We start from the raw sequence: 19487 nt of genomic DNA, 5'->3' as shown, positions 1-19487 counted from the left end.
TTGATAGACTGGGCGCCCTCAAAGCCTGACGTATTGATCCAGAGCAATGCAGGCGCTTCACAGGATGCACAGTTGATGAGTACGTTATTCACCCGCCGCAAGGTGCTGACCGGTATGGGCCTGTTGGGCCTGGGCAGCCTGCTGGGCGGCTGTGACTACAGCCCCAAGCTGAACTTCAAGTACGGCAAGGACCTGAGCGACAAGATCATGGGCCGTACCTTCAAGCTCAAGAACACCGACGGCGAAACCGTCACCCTGAGCTCGTTCCGTGGCCTGATGCCGGTGGTGTTCTTCGGTTTCACCCAGTGCCCGGCCGTGTGCCCGACCACCCTGGCGCGCGCCGCCCAGGCCAAGAAGCTGATGGGCCGCGACGGCGAAATCATGCAGGTGGTGTTCATCACCCTGGACCCGGAACGCGACACGCCGGAGATTCTCGACAAGTACGTCAAGGCCTTCGACCCCAGCTTCGAAGCGCTGTACGGCACCCCGGAAGAAATCGCCGTGGCCGCCAAGGAATTCGGGATCTTCTATGAAAAGATCCCCGCCGGCGACACCTACACCCTGTCCCACACCGCCACCAGTTTCGTGTTCGACACCCGTGGCAACCTGCGCCTGGGCCTGCAGGCATCCCTTACCGCTAAAGAGTGCGCAGAAGACCTGCTCACCGTCATGGAGGTCTGCTAATGACTGCCGTTCAACACCTCAAGCGCACCCTTATCGGCATGACCCTGCTGGGCCTCGCCGCGCACGCCAGCGCGCAGGTGCAAGTCACCGACGCCTGGGTACGTGCGACTGTGCCAGGCCAGCCGTCCAGCGGCGCGTTCATGACCGTCACCGCCGACAGCGACAGCCAATTGCTGAGCGTGGCGTCGCCGGTGGCCAAGGACGTGCAGATCCATGAAATGAGCATGAAGGACGACGTGATGCGCATGGGCCCGGTGGACTCGGTGGCCCTGCCGGCAGGCAAGGCCGTGACCCTCGACCCCGACGGTTACCACGTGATGCTGATGGGCCTGACCGGCCAGATCAAGGAAGGCGACCAGGTGCCGCTGACCCTGACCGTGCAGAACGCCAAGGGCGAGAAGCAGGCGATTGAAGTGAAGGCGCCGGTACGTGGCCTGGATGGGATGGACCATGGCAAGATGCACTGAGACGTGCGCACCCGCCTCAATCCACGATAAATAGCCTTGCCCCGGCACTCGTCGAAGATCGATGCCCTTCCATGTCATTGCCCACCTGGTAACTCATCCCGGCCGTCAGCGTAAACTGACGGCCGTCTTCCAGTTCTGTGTGCAACTCGCCTTCAAGGCATAACAGCACATGCCCCCGCCAGCACCAATGGTCCGCCAAGTAGCCAGGCGTGTATTCGACCATGCGCACACGTGTTGTGCCGAAGTGGCAGGTGCGCCACAGGGCATTGCCAGTGATACCTGGGTGAATCACCGGTTCGACCGTGGCCCAGTCTGTGGTGCCAAAAGGAACAGCAGTGAGATCCATGGCGAGCTCTCGCGTTGATTGATGTGACTTGAGGCTATTCACAAGACACGGTGGACGGTAGACACAGATCGACCCGTTTTATGGGATACAGGTATCCTGCCCGCACAGAGCTCACGGACACGCTGATGCAGATCGACCCTGCCTACATCCTTCACGAAACCGAACACTGGCGGCTAAACCATCATCTGGCATCTGCGTTGCCCGGCTACCTGATGCTGGGGGCCAAGGCGCCGATCCACTCCCTGACTGACATGCCGGAACCGGCGCTGGCCGAGTTGGGCGGGTTGCTGGCGAAGGTCCAGCGGGTAATGGAGGCGCAGTTGGAGCCGAAATGGCTGTATATCAGCCGGTATGGGCACATGCCGGGCTTCCCGCTGCATTTCCATTTCATCCCGGTGTATGACTGGGTGGAGGATGCGTTCTGGCGGGATGAGCGCTATCGGCTGTTACAACGCTTTGGCACTGCGCAGCTGGCGCAGACCGATGGGGCCGAGTTGACCCTGTTTGTCTGGCGGGAGTTTGGCAAGAGCACTACGCCCCCGTCGATCCAGGGGGCGTCAGTCGAGCAGGTGATTGCTCGACTGGGCGCGGCTTTCAGGGCACTGTAACCGTCCTCGGCTTTGCCACACGTCCACAGCATCCTTTGCTCGCGGGGTGGCACGTGTTATCTCCAGCATTTCCCACTCCTTCCATGAAGTCATCGTGCCATTAGCACACTTGTGCTAATCGACCCCTCCCCCCTGCGGCGCTATATTCCCCGGCACTTCCAACGTTCCCCAGGCACCGTGCAGCTATTGCGCGTGGGCGTGTTGTGCGCTGGAAAAACCCTAACAACCCCAAGGAAGAAGCACCATGAAACTGCAATCCTCCGTTACCCGCCTCACCCTGTTGGGCGCCCTGATCATCGGCGTGGCCGGCTGCAGCAACATCAAGCCCACCGAAGACCACCTCAAGACGCTGTCGGAGACCAACCTGGGCGAACCGGTCAAGCGTATTTCCAATGTGCGCAGCGACTCGATGACCACCTACTATGTCGCCAGTGCCGCCTCCGGCGAGTACAACTGCTCGGTGCCCAGCGGTGCCAGCGGCGGCATGTTCGCCGTGGCCAGCTTTGGCATGATGAAACCTGCGGCCTACTGCCAACCCAAAGGTGCACGCGGCAACCCATTGCAGGGCTTCACCCAGTAACCGTCTGCTGGCTCAGGTCGCGCAAGGTCCCGCGCAGTTCGGCGGGACGCACAGGCTTGGAGAGAATGGCGATCTGGCGGTCGTGCAAGGCGGCCTGGATTCTCTCCACGTCGTGCCCGGTGAGAATCAGCGCAGGGACGGCCCAGCCGCGTTGCTCGCGCAGGGCATCGATGCATTCGATACCCGTGGCGTGGGTGCCCAAGTCATAGTCGGCGACGATGATGTCGCAGTCGCTGACCAGATCACGCCCCGAAGACTCGGCCTGCACCGTGCAACCCCAGCGCTCCAGCAGGGCCTGGGTGGCGAGCAGCACGTTGTGGTCATCTTCCACCAGGCACACCTTCAACCCGGTCAACAGCCCGGCCTGGCGTGTGTCGTCGCGCGGTGCCGTGGCGCGTGGCGCGGTGGCCAGGGTCAAGCCATACAGGCTTACAGAAGTACCATGGCCCACCCGAGAGCGCAGGCCTACTTGCACCCCCATCAACTGCCCCAGGCGCTTGACGATGGACAGCCCCAGGCCGACGCCTTCGACGTCCTTGTCACGCAGGTGGCGTACCCGATAGAACTCCTCGAAGACCTTTGACAGATGCTCCTCGGCAATCCCCCGCCCCCGGTCGTGAATCTCCACCGCCAAGCCGCCGTCGCGTACGCGCACGCCAATCAGCACAGGTCGTTGCGCGCCATATTTGAAGCAATTGGACAACACGTTCTGCACCATGGTCGCCAGCAGCGCAGGGTCGACCAGCACCCAATGCGTGCAGGGCCGCAGGCGCAGTTCCACCCCGGCCCAGCGTGCGGCCTCGGCGTTCTGGCGCACCAGGTCGGCAAGGAACTCGCCCAGATGCACCGCCTGGTACTTGGGCAGCAGGCGACCGTTGTCGAGGGTGTAGAGATCGAGAATCGAGCGGAACAATTGCGATACGTTGAGCAGCGAACGGTCGATGTTATCCACCAGGCGCCGCTCTTCATCACCCAGCCGGGCTTCGCGCAGGCAGGCGGTGAACAGGCCGATGGAATGGATGGGTTGGCGCAGGTCATGGCTGGCCTGGGCAAGGAAACGGGATTTCTCCAGGTTGGCGGCGATGGCCTGCTCGGAGGCCTTGCGCGTGCGCTCCAGCAGGATATGCGCGTACACCGGGATCACCGTGCTGGTGATCATCAACATCAGCACCATGAAGGGTTGCGCCTGCCACACCGGCGTCAGCCGATACACGATCAGCAGTGCCAGCAAGGCCAGCGCCGTGGCAATCGCCAGGTAGCGCGAGCCGTAGCGCATGCCGTTGCCCAGGTTGACCCACACCATCACCGCATACAACGGCAACGCCGCTTCACCGCCTACCACCATGCCGAACGAGGTGCCGGTGTAGTCGTGGATCATGCCGAAGATCCGCCGCGCCGGGTAATGCCCCGGCCAGCGCACGATGACTTGGCGCAAGGCAATGGAGGCGAGCAGGAACAGGAAGATATACAGGATCACCGGCAGGTAGGTGTCCACCGACTGTCCCGGCAGGAAGCCCAATGCACCGATGTAGACGATTGCAATGCTGGCGACCACGATACGCAGGTTGGCCTGGTCGAGTTCGGAGTTGGTCTCAAGACTCATGGGGTTACGTCCTTGTGCGGCAATCATCAATTCCTTCACGCACCGCAGGCAGGCCCGAGGCGCGGTGGTAAGGTAGCATGCAACGGCACAACCTTGCCCCAGGGAGGAGCACCCCATGACCGGCCGTATCATCATCGCCGATGACCACCCGATGTTCCGCGAAGGCATGCTGCGCACCGTGCAGCGCCTGCTGCCGGACGCGTTGGTGCAGGAAGCCGGCGACCTCGACGGTGTGCTCGCGCTGATCCACGAAGGCGGCGAGATCGACACGCTGATCCTCGACCTGCGCTTCCCCGGCCTGACCTGCATGAGCCAACTGGCCGAACTGCGCCAGCAATTGCGGCGCACCACGCTGATCGTGGTGTCGATGGTGGACGACCCGGCGCTGATCGATCAGGTCATGGCCCTGGGCGCGGACGGCTTCATCGGCAAGAACATCGCCCCCGACGAGATCGGCCAGGCGCTGCTGGCGATCCGCGAAGGTGAAGTGCTGGTCAAGTTCGCCCCCTCCGGCCTGCTGCCACTGGACACACATACCCTCACCGCCCGCCAGCAAGACGTGCTGCGTCTGATCGCCCAGGGCAAGACCAACAAGGAAATCGCCAAGGCCCTGGATATCTCGCCGTTTACCGTGCGCATCCATGTGTCGTCGCTGCTGCGTACGCTAGGTGTGCCCTCGCGGGCGGCGGCCGCCGTGAAGTATGCCGGAGAGTTCCAGTGACAAGCCGTGCGTGAGCCCCTCTGCATCCGATATTTATGCTCACTTCCCAGCTTAATAATATTTTATTTATACCCCCCCTCCCCCTAGCCTTGAAGTCATGCCAACGCTGAATCCAACTGCATTACGCAAGGACAGAGACATGACTGAAGCACTCACAAAAACAGACACGCTGGTGGTGGGCGCCGGCCAAGCTGGCGTGGCCATGAGCGAGCATCTGAGCAAACAAGGCGTGCCCCACCTGGTACTGGAGCGCAGCCGCATCGCCGAGCGCTGGCGCACCGGCCGGTGGGATTCGCTGGTGGCCAACGGCCCGGCGTGGCATGACCGCTTTCCCGGCCTGGCATTCGATACCGTCGCCCCGGACGGGTTTGCGCCTAAGGAGCGCGTGGCCGATTACTTTGAAGCCTACGCGCGCAAGTTCAACGCGCCGATCCGTACCGGCGTCGAGGTGCTGTCGGTGGTACGCAATGTCGGTCGCCCCGGCTTCACCGTGCACACCAGTGAAGGGGTGATCGAAGCCAACCGCGTGGTGGCCGCGACCGGGCCGTTCCAGAAGCCGGTGATTCCGGCCATCGCACCAAAAGACTCTGCGCTGCATCAGATCCACTCCGCCGAGTACCGCAACCCCGCGCAACTGCCGGTCGGTGCCGTGCTGGTGGTGGGCGCCGGCTCATCCGGCGTGCAGATTGCCGATGAATTGCAGCGCTCCGGGCGCCAGGTGTACCTCTCGGTCGGCGCCCACGACCGTCCGCCCCGCGCGTACCGCAACCGCGACTTCTGCTGGTGGCTGGGGGTACTGGGCGAGTGGGACCAGGCCGCGATGAAGCCCGGCCGCGAGCACGTGACCATTGCCGTCAGCGGCGCACACGGCGGCAAGACCATCGACTTCCGCGAGCTGGCCCAACAAGGCATGACCCTGGTGGGCCTGACCCAGGCGTTCAAGGGCAGCGTCGCCACGTTCCAGCCGAACCTGGTGGAAAACCTGGCACGCGGCGATGAAAACTACCTGGCCCTGCTGGATGCCGCCGATGCCTACATCGAACGCAACGGCCTGGACCTGCCCCTTGAGCCCGAAGCCCGTCGTGTGTTCCCCGATGCGGACTGCATCCAGCACCCGATTCTGCAACTGGACCTGGCCAAGGCCGGCGTCACCTCGATCATCTGGGCCACCGGTTTTGCCGTGGACTACAGCTGGTTGAAAGTCGCAGCCTTCGACGAAGCCGGCAAGCCCCAGCACCAACGCGGCGTGGCCAGCGAAGCCGGGATCTACTTCCTCGGGTTGCCGTGGCAGTCGCGCCGTGGCTCGTCGTTTATCTGGGGGGTGTGGCACGACGCCAAATACGTGGCCGACCACATCGCCATCCAGCGTCAATACCTCGAATACCGCGAAGCCGCCCCGGTGGTTCGCCCATCCCCTGTCAACGCCTGAGCCTTATTGCCGGAGTTTTCCTGATGCCTACTCACACCCGTATCCGCATGTTCAACACGAAAGAAACCTACCCCAACCAGAGCCTCGACAACGACCTGTGCCAGGCCGTGCGCGCCGGCAACACCGTGTACGTGCGCGGCCAGGTCGGCACCGATTTCGACGGCAACCTGATCGGCCTCGGCGACCCACGCGCCCAGGCCGAGCAAGCGATGAAAAACGTCAAGCAACTGCTGGAGGAAGCCGGCAGCGACCTCAGCCACATCGTCAAGACCACCACCTACCTGATCGACCCGCGCTACCGCGAGCCGGTGTACCAGGAAGTCGGCAAGTGGCTCAAGGGTGTGTTCCCGATCTCCACCGGGCTGGTGGTGTCGGCCCTCGGCCAGCCGCAGTGGCTGATGGAAATCGATGTGATCGCCGTTATTCCCGAGTAAGGAGCCGCACATGACCTTTTCGATCGTCGGCCGCTGTGCCGAAACCGGGCAACTGGGCATCGCCATCAGCTCCTCGAGCATTGCCGTGGGCGCCCGCTGCCCGTGGCTGCGCCCAGGCGTGGGTGCCGTGTCGACCCAGAACATCACGCTGCCGGCCCTGGGCCCGGACGTGCTCGACCTGCTGGAACAAGGACTGGCCCCCGCCGAGGCCATCGACACGGCCCTGACCCGCAACGGCTACAGCCAATACCGGCAACTGACGGCGATTGATCACCTGGGCCGCACCGTGCATTTCAGCGGCAGCGAAACCCTCGGCACACACCACGCGGTATCAGGTGAGCAGTGCGTGGCGGCGGGCAACATGCTGGCCGACCGCGCGGTGATCGAGGCGATGGTCACTGCTTTCGAGCAAGGTGAAGGCCAACTGGCCGACCGACTGCTGACGGCCATGCACGCCGCGATTGCCGCCGGCGGCGAAGCCGGCCCGGTGCATTCCGCTGCGCTGGTGGTGGTGGGCGAACTGACCTGGCCGATCATCAACCTGCGCGTGGATTGGGCCGATGAACAACCGATCCTCGCACTGCAAACACTCTGGGACGCCTACCGTCCGCAGGTGCAGGACTACATCGACCGCGCCCTCGCCCCGGACCGTTCGCCCGGCTACGGCGTGGCCGGAGATGACCGATGAGCACCAGCCGCGAACTGCTGCAATCGCTGGTTGCGTTCGACACCACCAGCCGTGAATCCAACCTGCAACTGATCGAGTTCGTGCGCGATTACCTGGCCGGTTTCGGGGTGGCCAGCGAGTTGGTCTACAACCTGGAACGCAGCAAGGCCAACCTGTTTGCCAGCGTCGGCCCGGTGGAATTGCCCGGCATTGTGCTGTCGGGGCATACCGATGTAGTGCCGGTGGACGGCCAGCCCTGGACGATGCCGCCGTTCGAGCTGACCGAACGCGACGGCAAACTGTTTGGCCGCGGCACCGCCGACATGAAGGGCTATATCGCCTGCGTGCTGGCGCTGGTGCCGGCGTTGGTCGCCGCACCGCTGCGGGTGCCGGTGCACATCGCCCTGTCCTATGACGAAGAAGTCGGTTGCCTGGGCGTGCGTTCGTTGCTTGCAGTGTTGGAGCAACGCCCGGTCAAACCCATGCTGTGCATCATCGGCGAACCCACCGAACTCAAGCCGGTGCTCGGGCACAAGGGCAAGCTGGCGATGCGTTGCGATGTACATGGCGAGGCGTGTCACTCCGCCTATGCGCCGTATGGAGTGAATGCGATTGAACATGCCGCCGAGTTGATCGGTGAGTTGGGGCGAATTGGCCAGCGCCTGCGCGATACCCAGGATGCGCGGTTTGATCCGCCGTTCAGCACGGTGCAGGCCGGGGTGATCAGTGGCGGCAAGGCCCTCAACATCGTGCCGGCGGATTGCCGGTTTGATTTCGAAGTGCGCGCGTTGCCGTCGCAGGACCCGTCCGAGGTGGCGGACGAATTGAAGGCGTACGCCGAGCAGCAGATGCTGCCACGCATGCAGGCAGTGAGTGCGCAGAGTGCGATTCGGTTTACCGAGCTGTCGGCGTACCCCGGCTTGGTCACCGACGAGCGCAGCCAGGCGGCGCAGTGGATTGCGGCGTTTTCCGGTTCGAAGGAATTCGGGACGGTGGCGTTTGGGACCGAAGGCGGGTTGTTTGATGCAGTGGGCATTCCCACGGTGGTGTGCGGGCCGGGCAGCATGGACCAGGGGCATAAGCCGGATGAGTTTGTGACGGTGGAGCAACTGGCGGGGTGTGATGCGATGTTGGGGCGGATGTTGGCGTCTGTTCGCGCTTGAGCACTTGGATTCATGCAGAGCCTGGTAAGCGCTTGGTTTTGTAGTGAGCGGGCTTGCCCCGCGCGAGGCAAGCTCGCTCACTACAAAAGCAAGGCATGCCTGGATTTAGCCAAGGATTCGGGCGAGTTCTTCTTGGCAGTAATCGACAAACAGCTGCACCGGCTTGGTCAGCGGTGCGCGGCGCAGCCATACCGCCGACAGGCCGGAACCAGTGACGGTCTCGGCCAACGGCACACACACCACCTTCTGCCCATCGTAGGTGTACTCGGTGAACGGCTTGGTCACCAGAATCGAAAACCCGAACCCCCGCCCCACCATGCCCCGCACCATCTCGATCGACGGCGAGCTGAACACGATATTCGGCGTCAGCCCGCGTTCTTCAAAGATGCTCACGAAGTAGGTGCGGCTGGGCAGCACGTCCAGCAGGATCATCGGTTCCAGCACCAGGTCTGCCAGCGACACCTTGGCCTGTTGCGCAAAGCGATGATCGGCCGGCAACAACGCATAGGGCTGCTGCGGCGGCATCAGCGGCGTGGTCTCGATAGTCGCGCCCAGGTCGTGCTCGAACAGCATGGCCACGTCGATACTGCCCGCCGTCAGCGCCTGCACCAGCTCCTGTTGTTCGCCATCGCGGATACGGATTTCCACCCCCGGCCAACGCGCCTTGAAGCCGGCGATCAGGCGCGGCAGGTACAGCGGCGCCACGGTTTCGAAGCAGCCGATATCGATCTGCCCCGCCACCACGTCATTGTCCGCCAGGGCGTTCTGCTCGAACTCGTGGGCCACCCGCAGCAGCTCCAGCGCCTTGCGGTAAAAGCGTGCGCCGCTGGGTGTCAGCGACACGCCCTGGGCGTGATGACGGATAAACAGCTGCACGCCAAAGCTGTCTTCCAGCTGCTTGATCGCCGTGGATACCGACGGCTGCGCGATATACAGCTTGCGCGACGCCTCGGCGACGCTGCCGCACTCGGCGGTGGTGACGAAATATCTGAGCTGGCGCAGGTTGTAGGCAGCCATCGGGACCTCCAGAAACGTGGGACTTCGCCCGTCAATCAGGTGTAGGCAACATACCCGAGCGCGACAAGACGCGAGCTATATTTTTTAAGGTCTATAGCAACAAACTTACTAATTTACCTCCCCGCGCCCATTGCAGATGATCACTCCAACAACAAAGCGCCGCGCAGGTGGCGCACAGCGAAGTACGTCAACGTACTCACCTTGCCTTGGAGCTCGTCATGGTTACCACTGCAACATCCTCCGCCCCGCTTATCGAAAAACACACGATTGGATACGTGCCCCCGGAAGACCGCCATGGAAAGGTCAGAGACCTGTTCACCCTGTGGTTCGGCGGCAACATCGCGCCGTTGCCGATCGTCACGGGGGCGCTGGGTGTGCAACTGTTCCACCTCAACCTGCTCTGGGGCATCGTCGCGATCCTCGTTGGCCACCTGGTCGGCGGCGTGTTGATGGCGTTGCACTCGGCCCAGGGCCCGCAGATGGGCATCCCGCAAATGATTCAGAGCCGTGCCCAGTTCGGCTCACTCGGCGCACTGCTGGTGGTGGTGATTGCCGGCGTGATGTACGTCGGCTTTTTCGCCTCCAACATCGTGCTGGCGGGCAAGTCCCTGCACGGCGTGGTCGACGCCGTGCCCGTGCCGGTGGGCATCGTGATCGGCGCCATCGGCTCCGGCATCATCGGCATCATCGGCTACCGCTTCATCCACGTACTCAACCGCATCGGCACCTGGGTGCTGGGCGCCGGGATCGTGCTGGGGTTCGGCTATATCTTCACCCACGTACAGACCACCGACTTCCTGACCCGTGGTGAATTCAACATCTCCGGTTGGCTGGCGACCGTGTCCCTGGCGGCGCTGTGGCAAATCGCATTCGCGCCCTACGTCTCCGACTACTCGCGCTACCTGCCGGCCGACGTGCCGGTCGCCTCCACCTTCTGGACCACCTACCTCGGCTCGGCCTTGGGCTCCAGCCTGTCGTTCATCTTCGGCGCCGTCGCGGTGCTCGCCACCCCGGTCGGCATGGACACCATGGACGCCGTCAAACTCGCCACCGGCGCCATCGGCCCGTTGATGCTGGTGCTGTTTCTGCTCAGCGTGATCAGCCACAACGCACTCAATTTGTATGGTGCCGTGCTGTCGATCATCACCCTGGTGCAGACCTTTGCATACCGCTGGATTCCCACCGCCAAAAGCCGCGCGGTGATCTCGATCCTGGTGTTGGCGGCCTGTGCGATTGCCGCGGTGTTTGCCTCCAAGGACTTCATCGGCCACTTCGTCGACATGGTGCTGGTGCTACTAGTGGTACTGGTGCCGTGGACGGCGATCAACCTGATCGACTTCTATGCGATCCACAAAGGCCAGTACGACATCGCCTCGATCTTCCGCGTGGACGGCGGGATTTACGGGCGATACAACCCACAGGCATTGCTGGCGTATGCAGTGGGGATCGTGGTGCAGATTCCGTTCATGAACACGCCGCTGTATGTCGGACCGATTTCGGCGCATATCAACGGGGCGGACCTGTCCTGGGTGGTGGGGTTGGTGGTGACGTCGCCGTTGTACTTCTGGTTGGCGAGTCGGGACAGTGCGTATAAGCGGCGGATGGACGGAGGGAAGTTGGTGGGTGGGGTTTGATGCACTCCCTGTGAGCTGAGTGATGAAGTCATTGTGGCGAGCGGGCTTGGCCCGCGTTGGGCTGCGCAGCGGCCCCAGTAAGGTTGAATGCGGTGTGCCAGGCAGGTCTCCTGTGCTGAATTTGGGGCTGCTTCGCAGCCCAACGCGGGGCAAGCCCGCTCGCCACAACAGCCTGCTCGCCACAGGGGATCTGTGTCGCTCGGGTCGATGTTTGTCTATCATGTGGCCTCTCGTTCAATGCCTCAGGAAACGCCCATGCCCGCCCTCACCTTGCGCAACGCCCTCCCCGCCGACGCCGCCCGTTGCTTTGAAATCGAGACCACCGCCTACGAAGGCGACGAGGCCGCCACCCTGGAAAAGATCGCCACGCGTATTGCGCAGTACCCGCAAGGTTTTCTGATCCTGGAAGCGGCTGGCGAAGTGGTGGGTTTCATCAACGGCGGCTGCGCCCACAAGGTGGTGATGTCAGATGAAGCGTTCAAGGAGTTGGTGGGCCACTCGGCCGACGCGCCGAATGTGGTGATCATGTCGGTGGTGGTCGACCCGGCGCACCAGGGCAAGGGTTACTCAAAAACGTTAATGACCGAGTTTGTGCAGCGCATGCGCGGCATGGGCAAGCAGACGATTCATCTGATGTGCAAGGAACAGCATGTGGCGCTGTATGAGCGCATGGGTTACCAGTATGTGCAGCCGTCGCCGTCGGATCACGGTGGCATGGCGTGGCATGAGATGGTGATGGTGTTCTAGCCCCCCGGGTCAAGGCGGCACTTGTGTGTCCGGACGCAAGCGCTTGCAACACACATCGATAACGACCAGCCACGCCACATCCCCCTGGATGACACCGCCGGGGATGATGCCGAAGTGTTCGACCCCAATACGCAAAGCTGGCAACCCACCCAGGCGGCGGGCAAAGGGCAATATACGCCGCTGGGAGATCCGTACCGCGAACCAATAGATTTTGAGATCAAGGCCGATAACATGGGAGGATGGCAACGCGCATAAGCCAGACGAGAACCCGTGATGACAGCCCTCCACATTGAAGTCAGCGACCAGCCCAACCCCGACGCGGAGCCTGTCCTCGGCGCCGGCTTGGCGGCGTTCAATGAGGCCATCACGGGGTATAACGACCGGCGCTTGCTGGCGGTGCTGATCAAGGATCCCGACACCCGGCAAATCCTTGGCGGCATCACCGGCAAAACCACCCTGGGCACGGCGTTTCTCGATCTGTTTCATCTGCCCGACACCCTGCGCGGGGCGGGTCTTGGCAGTCAGTTGCTGCACGCCTTTGAAGATGAAGCCCGGCGCCGCGGCTGTCGCCACGCAGTGCTGTACACCCTCAGTTTTCAAGCGCCGGGTTTTTACGAGAAGCACGGCTGGGTGCGCTTTGGTGAGATTCCATGCGAACCGGACGGCAGCAGCCGGGTGTTTCTGTCTAAGGCGCTGTGATGTTTTACCAGCTCCCTGACGCCCCGCCGCCGCCACTGGAACCACCGCCGCCCGATGAACTGCTGCTGGAACTGGAACGGGAGCTTCCGGAGCTTGAGCCGGAACCCCCGCCAGACCCCGAGCCGCCCTCGGAAATACTCTGGATAAACACAATAAACGCCACGATCGACGCGGCCGGTATCGCCACTATCCAGCCCTGGTAACCCTGCCCCAGCAACACCCCCACGGCCACATAGACCGCCAGCACCGCCAACACACGTAACATGAAAAAGCGCGGGCGTTTTTTCCAGGATTCACGGATGACGAAAAACAGCCCCACGTATAACCCCAGTACCAAGGCGCCGCCAAACGGCCACACCAGCCAATGGACGAAATTGACCTCGACGAAGTGATTCACCACCAGCACCCCGACGATGTACGCCAGCAGCCCCAACACGCTGTAAAACACCCCACGCGCCAGCCACAATGCGCCGAATGTGGCGCCGCCGATCAGCAACGTCAGCGGCACGACAAACAGGTACATCGGCCAATCGCGCCCGCCGCCATAGATCGTCAGGAGTACTGTCACCAGCGCGGTGGCAATCAACGCGCGGCGCCAATGCAGCTTGCCGGCGGCGATAAGCACTCCGCCGATAGCGCCGATGACAAACGCCAGCAGTATCGCAATGAACTGCGGATTGAGCCCCGGCCCCGCAATCGCGGGCAAGTCACCACCGTCCACCAGCACCACCAGGTCGTTCACGCCCTGGGAGACGCCGCCCACAAAATCGCCCTGGCGAAACGCCGGCGTAATGTGTTCTTCGATGATGCGATGGGCCAACAGGTCGGTCACTGTGCCTTCCAGGCCATAGCCCACCTCGATACGCACCTTGCGATCATCCTTGGCCACCAGCAGCAGGATGCCGTCGTTGATGTCCTTGCGCCCCAGCTTCCAGGCACGGAACAGTTGGTTGGCGTAGTCCTCGATACTCGCACCCCCCGTGGTGGGCACCAGCAGCAGCGCAATTTGCGCGCCTTTGCGCTTTTCCAGGTCGGCGAGCTGGTTTTTCAGACGGGTGGCAGTGGCGACGTCCAGGGTGTTGGTGAGGTCGATCACCCGCTGGTCGAGAGCCACGCCGATGGGCGAATCCTCCGCATGGGCCGCGCTCAACAGGCCGATGAGCAGCAGCGCCACCAGGCCCAGGATCGATTGCCGCAAAATCGCCATCATGCTTTGTTACCTGAAGTTTCTTCCTGAAGGCGCCGACTTTACCTTATCAACGCTATAACGCGTGACCCCACGGCGTTGACTATCTAAACTGCGCGGATACATAGCAATACGCCATAACCGGAAAATCCATGGATCTACGTCAGCGCAACAACGTCAATGTGATGGGCACCGGCACGTCGACCCTGGTGTTCTCCCATGGTTTTGGCTGCAACCAGGCCATGTGGAACTACCTGGCGCCGCATTTCCTCGAGCGTTTTCGTGTGGTGCTGTACGACCTGGTGGGCGCCGGCCTGTCTGACCTGAGCGCGTACGACAAAGACAAGTACAGCACGCTGGACGGCTATGCCCGGGACCTCAATCAGATTATCGACGCCCATGCCATCGGCCCGGTGATTCTGGTAGGCCACTCGGTCAGCGCGATGATCGGCACCCTCGCCGACCGCCAGGCCCCGGGGCGTATCGCCGCCCACGTGATGATCGGCCCGTCGCCGCGCTATATCGATGAAGACGGCTATATCGGCGGTTTCAAGCGTAGCGATATCGAAGACCTGCTCGACACCCTCGACAGCAACTACCTAGGCTGGTCCAGCGCCATGGCCCCGGTGATCATGGGCGCGCCTGATCAACCCGCATTGGGCGAAGAGCTGACCAAGAGCTTCTGCCGCACCGAACCGGATATCGCCAAGCAGTTCGCACGGGTGACCTTTATGTCGGACAACCGCCAGGATGTGATCGGCCTGACCACCCCGGTGCTGATCCTGCAGTCGACCGATGACCTGATCGCCCCGGTGGCTGTCGGCGAATACCTGCACAGCATGTTGCCCAACAGCACCTATCACCTGGTGGACAACGTCGGCCATTGCCCGCACATGAGTGCCCCCCAGGCTTGCGCGGCGGCCATGGACAGCTTCCTTGCGCCGTGGACAACTGCACGTGCCAGCTGATCTGTTCGACAGCGCCGCCTGCGCCCTGGCCGTCACCTCGGAAGATGGCACCCTGGTGCAAACCAACGCACGCTTCAGCGAATGGCTGGGCTTCAGCGCCGCCGAGTTGTGCGGCAAGCGCTTCCAGGACCTGCTCACCATGGGTGGGCGCATCTTTCACCAGACCCACCTGGCGCCCATGTTGCGCATGCATGGCAGTGTCAACGAGGTGAAGCTGGACATGCTGCACCGTGACGGCCACAAGATCACCGTGCTGCTCAACGGCAACAAGCGCGAGCAGGCCGACGTCGCGGTGTACGACCTGGCCCTGTTCGGCACCACCGACCGCGACAAGTACGAACGCGAACTGCTCAACGCACGCAACCTGGCCGAAGCGCTGTTGCAGGAAAAAACCGCCACCGAACTGGCCTTGCAGCAAGCCCAGGCCGAGTTGCGCGAGGCCTATGCGATTTCCCAGCGCCGCGCACTGTTCGCCGAGCAGATGGTGGCGATTGTCAGCCATGACCTGAAGAACCCGCTCACCGCCATCCGCATGGCCTCTGACTTTCTCAGCCGCAGTGAACGCACGGCCAAGGAACGCCAGTTGCTGGGGCATATCGGCCAGTCGTCCGAGCGCGCCCAACGCATGATCGCCGACCTGCTGGACTTCACCCAGGCCCGGGTCGGCCAGGGCATCACTATCAAGGCCCTGCCGTTGGACTTGCATGGCGTGATTCATCGCGCCGTGGATGAACTGCGCGTGGCGTTCCCCAAGGCGACGTTGGAGCATCACGCCGAAGGCAATGGCGACGCCTGCCTGGACGCCGACCGCGTGCAGCAGATCATCGGCAACCTGGTGGCCAACAGTGTGGCCTATGGCGACTTGCTGCAACCGATCACCATCACCTCACGCCTGGATAATGGCGGCTGCGAAGTGGCGGTACACAACCATGGCGCGGCCATTCCCGAAGCGTTGCTGGCCGGGCTGTTCGAACCCATGACCCGAGGCACCGAACAGGGCAGCGATGTGCGCAGCGTGGGCCTGGGCCTGTATATCGTGCGCGAGTTGGCCAGGGTGCACGGCGGGGACGTGACGGTGAGTTCCTGTGCTACCGGCGGCACTACCTTTACCGTAACGTTTCAGAGTACGTAGGCGCTGCCTTGCATCACCGGCTCGACGCTGCCGGTCAGCACCACACCGCCCTCGCCCGCCCAGTGCACGGTCACCGTGCCGCCGTCGCACTGCACCTGCACCGTGGCATCCAGCAAACCGCGCCGAATCCCATTGACCACCGCGCCGCAGCAGCACGAGCCGGAGCCCAGCGGCACGCCGCCGCCACGCTCCCAGATGCGCAGGCGAATATGCCCGCGGTCGAGCACCTGCACGAAATGCACATTGGTCTTGTCCGGGAACAACCGATGTTTTTCCAGCCTAGGGCCCACGGTGGCGACGTCGATTGCGCGGAGGTCATCCACGAAAAACGTACAGTGCGGGTTACCCATGCTGCACGCGGCGGGGTCGCCCTCGATAGGTAAAACAAGCGTGTCCATGGCCTCGGCCAGCGGCACTGCGCGCCAGTCCAGCGACGGCTCGCCCATGTTCACCGACACCTGCCGCCCGGGTGCACGCACACAGGTCAGCAGGCCGCGGTCGGTGCGCAACAGCACCGAATCCGTAGCGGCCTCATGCATCAAGCGATCAGCCACGCCACGGGTAGCGCTGCCGCAGGTGGCCAGCGGCGTACCGTTGGGGTTCCAGAACTTGATGCGCGCAGCGGCGTCATCGCAGTCGAGCACCACGGCAAGCTGGTTGAAACCGATACCGGTGTGACGGTCGCCCAGGCGCCGGGCGATCTGCGAGGTAATGGGATCGTGCACGCCACGGCGGTCGATGATGATGAAGTCGTCGCCATGGGCGTGCATTTTCACGAACGGCACAAGCATTGGTTGTCCTGTGGTCGACCTGTGGGGGAACTGAAGGATACTCTGAAAGGCTCACCTCGCACCGCTGGCGAATGACTTCACTGTACTGTGGTAAGCGGGCCTGTTGTGGCGAGCGGGCTTGCCCCGCGTTGGGGCGCGAAGCGGCCCTGAAAACCAGGCAATGCGTTCTGACAGGGGAAATGCGGGGGGGCTTACTGGGGCTGCTGCGCAGCCCAACGCGGGGCAAGCCCGCTCGCCACAAGGTTGAGTCGCCTATAACACACTGCCCATCGCCTTCATCAACACCAGGTCTCGCCCATAAATATCCGGCGCATATACCAGACCGCCCTGGCGATCGACCTCCACCGTCCAGTAACTCAACAACACCGGCACCGGCGTGGCCAGCCTGAATTCGTGGGTCACGCCGGTGGCCAGCAGTTCATCGGTGCGCGCACGTTCGGCCGGGCTCACCAGCAGATCGCGCAAGAGCAGCGGTTGCTCGACCCGCACACACCCCGAACTGAATGCCCGTGGCCCTTTGGTGAACAGCGGCTGGCTCGGCGTGTCGTGCAGGTACACCGAGTACGGGTTGGGAAAGCGCATCACGATCTTGCCCAGCGGGTTGCGCGGGCCGGCTTCCTGGCGCAGCAGGATATTGCCCGGGCGCGCCCAGTCGATCTGTTCCGGCGCCAGCGGGTGGCCTTCGGCATCGAGCACTTGCAGGTTCTGCTGGCGCAGGTATTCAGGGTTGAGGCGGATGGCCGGGAGTTTGTCCTCGCGCATGATGGTGGGCGGGATGGTCCAGGTTGGGTTGAGGGTCAGCCGGGTGATGCGCGACTTGAGCAACGGCGTCTGGCGTTCGGCACGGCCCACTTGCAGGCGGGTCTGCCACACGGGGATGCCGCTCTGGTACACGCTCAGTTGCGCGGCGGCGACGTTGACCAGCACGCCTTCAGGCTCAAGGTCCTGGGCCAGCCAGCGGAAGCGTTCGAGGTTGATACGCAATTGTTCGCGACGGATCGCCGGGCTGATGTTGAGCTCGGCCACCGTACCGGCGCCGATCACGCCGTCGGCCTGCAGTGAATGGCTCAGTTGAAAGGCCTTGACCGCCTTGACCAACTCGTCACCGTACTGCTTGCCGCCGGGGGCCTTGGCCAGGTAACCCCCACCGATCAGGCGCCGCGCCAGTTCCGGTACGCGCGGGTCGTCCATGCCAGGGCGCAACAACGGGCCGCTGGCGACCGGGTCCCAATGCGGCAGCGGTTGCTGGCGCACGGTGGAATAGGCATTGCGCAGGCTGCGGTAGAGGTCTGCGCTGGGGCGTGCCTGATCGAACGCCTGGGGCATGTCTTGCAGGCCGGTGGCGGCAAAGGCCAGCACTTCAACGTTGGCGTCGCGGGTCGGTGGCTGGGAATGCCACAAGGGCTCGAAGCGCGATTGCTGCAGGCGCCCGTAGTGCAGATCCTGCAGGGCTTGCAGGTAGTGCTGGCTGGTCGCGATGTCGCTGCACAGCACGTTGGCCGTGGCATCTGGCACAGGCAGGCTATAGTGGGTGGGGTCCAGGCCGTCATCGGCGAGCATCAGCAACTGAGATTGCAGGGCTTGCCGGCGCTCGTCGGCGGACCACAACGGCAGATTCCCCTGCTGTTGGTAGAACGCTTGCAGACGCAGTTGGGCGGCGGCGTCAATCTGCGGCGCCAAGCCGGGGCAAACGCTCGGCAATTGCGCCAAGGCCTGCTGCACCGGCGCCAGATCGACCGGCGCAGGTGTTGTCACCGGCAACGGCTCGACCGGCAGCGCGTCGGCTGTCGCGACCAATGGTGCAACGAGCAGGCAAATGCTCAAGTAACATGCGTGTTTTTTGAACAATTGACCTGGCTCCAATCCACACCGGGGGATACTTTGTAGATGCTGACTTTTATGCGCCGCCTCGGCTTGATCTCCGTGACGCTGGCTACGCTGAGCAATTTTGCGCTCGCCGCTAATCAGACCTCTCCTAACTTGTATAGCAGCCTGGCGCGCTCGGCTCCAGAACTCAATCCCACTGTACTCAAAAGCGCCCTCAACGCGGTGCAGTGCGCGGTCAATAACGGCGAGGAACGCTCCGAACGCCTGGCGGTCATTGACTACTCCCAGCCTTCGACCGCCCGTCGGCTATGGATCTTCGATTTGCGCAAGAAGACCCTTGTTCTGCGCGACCTGGTGGCCCACGGCGCCAAGTCCGGGGAAAACTTCGCCACCCAGTTCTCCAACCTCGAAGGCAGCCACCAGTCCAGCCTGGGCTTGTTCCGCACCCAGGAAAGCTACCTGGGCACCCACGGTTACTCGTTGCGCATGGACGGCCTGGAGCCGGGTTTCAATGACCAGGCCCGCGACCGCGCCATCGTGATCCACGCCGCCGACTACGTAAGCCCCCTGTGGAGCAAGCGCGAAGGCCGTATCGGTCGCAGCCAGGGTTGCCCGGCCGTGCGCCCGCAGGTGGCCCGTCAGGTAGTGGACAAGCTCAAGGATGGGCAGTTCATGTTTTCGTGGTACCCCGACCAGCGCTGGTTGAAGTCGTCGACCTACCTCAATTGCAAACCCCAACAGGTGGCGAGTAGTCGTACAATCCGTGGCGGATAGCCTGTCCCCA

At 63.0% G+C, this 19487-nt stretch carries 21 protein-coding genes; 15 read left to right on the top strand and 6 right to left on the bottom strand.

From position 1 onward, the window contains the following. Positions 1-75: 75 nt before the first annotated feature. Complete coding sequence (locus NL123_RS12780) at positions 76-684, top strand: SCO family protein (RefSeq protein WP_016976099.1); 609 nt, start codon at positions 76-78, stop codon at positions 682-684. After that, on the top strand, positions 684-1151 hold the full coding sequence (locus NL123_RS12775; protein WP_248482135.1) for a copper chaperone PCu(A)C: 468 nt from the start codon (positions 684-686) through the stop codon (positions 1149-1151). Before NL123_RS12780 ends, NL123_RS12775 begins: the two co-directional genes overlap by 1 nt. A gap of 16 nt (positions 1152-1167) precedes the next feature. Here NL123_RS12775 and NL123_RS12770 read toward each other — a convergent pair whose 3' ends face one another. Beyond that, on the bottom strand, positions 1168-1497 hold the full coding sequence (locus NL123_RS12770; protein ID WP_248482137.1) for a DHCW motif cupin fold protein: 330 nt from the start codon (positions 1495-1497) through the stop codon (positions 1168-1170). Between the two features lie 125 nt (positions 1498-1622). On the opposite strand from NL123_RS12770, the gene NL123_RS12765 reads away from it, so the two are divergent. Together NL123_RS12765 and NL123_RS12760 are read left to right on the top strand one after the other, a co-directional pair. After that, on the top strand, positions 1623-2105 hold the full coding sequence (locus NL123_RS12765; protein WP_494357907.1) for an HIT family protein: 483 nt from the start codon (positions 1623-1625) through the stop codon (positions 2103-2105). A 244-nt stretch (positions 2106-2349) separates the two neighbouring features. Continuing rightward, on the top strand, positions 2350-2685 hold the full coding sequence (locus NL123_RS12760; protein WP_033896666.1) for a hypothetical protein: 336 nt from the start codon (positions 2350-2352) through the stop codon (positions 2683-2685). On the opposite strand, the gene NL123_RS12755 is transcribed toward NL123_RS12760, so the two are convergent. Continuing rightward, positions 2675-4288, bottom strand: a complete 1614-nt coding sequence (locus NL123_RS12755; RefSeq protein ID WP_494357906.1) for an ATP-binding response regulator — start codon at positions 4286-4288, stop codon at positions 2675-2677. The two genes, NL123_RS12760 and NL123_RS12755, sit on opposite strands and share 11 nt — an antisense overlap. A 115-nt stretch (positions 4289-4403) precedes the next feature. Between NL123_RS12755 and NL123_RS12750 the strand changes: the two genes are divergently transcribed. From NL123_RS12750 to argE, 5 genes are all read left to right on the top strand, one after another. Continuing rightward, positions 4404-5009, top strand: coding sequence for a LuxR C-terminal-related transcriptional regulator (locus tag NL123_RS12750; protein ID WP_494357905.1), 606 nt, complete (start codon positions 4404-4406; stop codon positions 5007-5009). A gap of 97 nt (positions 5010-5106) precedes the next feature. After that, positions 5107-6438: a flavin-containing monooxygenase gene (locus NL123_RS12745; RefSeq protein ID WP_494357904.1), complete on the top strand. Its 1332-nt coding sequence runs from the start codon at positions 5107-5109 to the stop codon at positions 6436-6438. Positions 6439-6461: 23 nt separating this feature from the next. Further along, positions 6462-6872: a RidA family protein gene (locus tag NL123_RS12740; RefSeq protein WP_003207327.1), complete on the top strand. Its 411-nt coding sequence runs from the start codon at positions 6462-6464 to the stop codon at positions 6870-6872. Between the two features lie 10 nt (positions 6873-6882). Further along, positions 6883-7560, top strand: a complete 678-nt coding sequence (locus NL123_RS12735) for a DUF1028 domain-containing protein (protein ID WP_494357903.1) — start codon at positions 6883-6885, stop codon at positions 7558-7560. Next, the gene (argE, locus tag NL123_RS12730; protein WP_494357902.1) at positions 7557-8702 is read left to right on the top strand and encodes an acetylornithine deacetylase; all 1146 of its coding nucleotides are present in this window, start codon (positions 7557-7559) and stop codon (positions 8700-8702) included. The genes NL123_RS12735 and argE overlap by 4 nt, the downstream gene beginning before the upstream one ends. Before the next feature lie 105 nt (positions 8703-8807). On the opposite strand, the gene NL123_RS12725 is transcribed toward argE, so the two are convergent. Beyond that, a complete protein-coding gene (locus tag NL123_RS12725; RefSeq protein WP_248482148.1) occupies positions 8808-9719 on the bottom strand; it encodes a LysR substrate-binding domain-containing protein in 912 nt (303 codons plus the stop codon). Positions 9720-9937: 218 nt separating this feature from the next. On the opposite strand from NL123_RS12725, the gene NL123_RS12720 reads away from it, so the two are divergent. The 3 genes from NL123_RS12720 (at position 9938) to NL123_RS12710 (ending at position 12799) form a co-directional block, all read left to right on the top strand. Continuing rightward, complete coding sequence (locus NL123_RS12720) at positions 9938-11353, top strand: purine-cytosine permease family protein (RefSeq protein ID WP_494357901.1); 1416 nt, start codon at positions 9938-9940, stop codon at positions 11351-11353. A 255-nt stretch (positions 11354-11608) separates the two neighbouring features. After that, complete coding sequence (locus tag NL123_RS12715) at positions 11609-12100, top strand: GNAT family N-acetyltransferase (RefSeq protein ID WP_494357900.1); 492 nt, start codon at positions 11609-11611, stop codon at positions 12098-12100. 273 nt (positions 12101-12373) lie between these two features. Next, entirely contained in the window at positions 12374-12799 is a 426-nt protein-coding gene (locus NL123_RS12710) for a GNAT family N-acetyltransferase (protein ID WP_494357899.1), read from the top strand. Between the two features lie 4 nt (positions 12800-12803). Here the strand turns inward: NL123_RS12710 and NL123_RS12705 are convergent, their stop codons facing one another. Next, complete coding sequence (locus NL123_RS12705) at positions 12804-14009, bottom strand: TPM domain-containing protein (protein ID WP_494357898.1); 1206 nt, start codon at positions 14007-14009, stop codon at positions 12804-12806. 128 nt (positions 14010-14137) lie between these two features. Here NL123_RS12705 and NL123_RS12700 point away from each other — a divergent pair, with 128 nt between their 5' ends. Both NL123_RS12700 and NL123_RS12695 read left to right on the top strand, forming a co-directional pair. Then, positions 14138-14953, top strand: coding sequence for an alpha/beta fold hydrolase (locus NL123_RS12700; RefSeq protein ID WP_494357897.1), 816 nt, complete (start codon positions 14138-14140; stop codon positions 14951-14953). Then, complete coding sequence (locus NL123_RS12695; protein WP_494357896.1) at positions 14943-16085, top strand: PAS domain-containing sensor histidine kinase; 1143 nt, start codon at positions 14943-14945, stop codon at positions 16083-16085. Before NL123_RS12700 ends, NL123_RS12695 begins: the two co-directional genes overlap by 11 nt. On the opposite strand, the gene dapF is transcribed toward NL123_RS12695, so the two are convergent. Together dapF and NL123_RS12685 are read right to left on the bottom strand one after the other, a co-directional pair. After that, on the bottom strand, positions 16073-16876 hold the full coding sequence (dapF, locus tag NL123_RS12690) for a diaminopimelate epimerase (protein ID WP_494357895.1): 804 nt from the start codon (positions 16874-16876) through the stop codon (positions 16073-16075). The two genes, NL123_RS12695 and dapF, sit on opposite strands and share 13 nt — an antisense overlap. A 252-nt stretch (positions 16877-17128) precedes the next feature. Then, a complete protein-coding gene (locus NL123_RS12685; protein WP_494357894.1) occupies positions 17129-18724 on the bottom strand; it encodes a L,D-transpeptidase family protein in 1596 nt (531 codons plus the stop codon). Positions 18725-18763: 39 nt separating this feature from the next. On the opposite strand from NL123_RS12685, the gene NL123_RS12680 reads away from it, so the two are divergent. Then, positions 18764-19477 carry a murein L,D-transpeptidase catalytic domain family protein gene (locus NL123_RS12680; RefSeq protein ID WP_179029193.1) on the top strand — a complete coding sequence of 238 codons (714 nt, stop codon included), beginning with the start codon at positions 18764-18766 and terminating at the stop codon, positions 19475-19477. The last annotated feature ends 10 nt before the right edge of the window (positions 19478-19487 follow it).

Source organism: Pseudomonas sp. FBCC-B1565 (assembly GCF_059133265.1).
Note: the sequence above shows the minus strand (reverse complement) of the source record. Positions and strands in the feature narration are given on the sequence as shown.